Origin of the sequence: Bradyrhizobium sp. STM 3809 (assembly GCF_000239795.1) — a bacterium.
Taxonomy (GTDB): domain Bacteria; phylum Pseudomonadota; class Alphaproteobacteria; order Rhizobiales; family Xanthobacteraceae; genus Bradyrhizobium.
Genome location: NZ_CAFJ01000574.1, coordinates 1 through 739, shown reverse-complemented (window position 1 = coordinate 739; position 739 = coordinate 1). Strand labels below are relative to the sequence as shown.

Sequence of the window (739 nt, the reverse complement as noted above, 5' to 3'; positions counted from 1 at the left end):
GTAGTCCGAGACGTTCTTGTCCAGGCCGGAGCCGATGCCGGTGTTGTTCATGTCCTGAACGGCGAACGAGTTGAGGCCGAACAGGTGGTAGGACTGGCCGAACAGCACGTTGATGGTGCCGCCGCGGTCGAACTGCGTGGTCGCCTGAACACCGACATTGGCGCGGCCGCCGCCTTCGACGCGGTCGTAGCCGGAGAATTTGTCGACGCTGAACAGGTTGCTGGCGTCGAACACCATGCTCTGGGCGTCCTCGTTCGGCAGCCGGCCGGCATAGGTTTCGTTCGGCCGGATGATGACCTGGGCGATCGGCTCGATCGTCGTGGTTCCCCACGGCTGGACGTTGATGAACGGATAGCGGTATTCCAGGCCGACGGTCGGCATCAGGCGCAGCGCCTGGGTGTCGCCGGTCGGCAGGAAGTTGCCGACGCCCGGCTGGGCCGTCACGTTGGCGTTGATCGCGTCGGCGCGCAGGATCGCGAACGGCGTCCAGATCTGGCCGAACGGGTCGGTGTATGACCGCCGCCACTCCGCCTGCGCGGTCAGCCTGGTGTAGGTGCCCGGCATGGCGCGCAGCAGGCACTGCGTCGGCAGTCGGGCCAGCGGGTCAGCCGACGTCGTGGTGCACAGGCCATTGGTGTTGGCTGTCGTCGTCACCGGATCGAACACCGCCTGCTCGCGGGTCAGATTGACGAAATTCGTCTTGTAGCTGAATTCGCCGCCGAACACCGGGTAGTTCAGC

The 739-nt window shown here is 65.5% G+C and carries 1 protein-coding gene; it reads right to left on the bottom strand.

Going from position 1 to position 739, the window contains the following annotated elements:
• Positions 1 to 739: LPS-assembly protein LptD (locus tag BRAS3809_RS26060; protein WP_035658677.1), on the bottom strand; the 739-nt coding region annotated here is incomplete at both ends.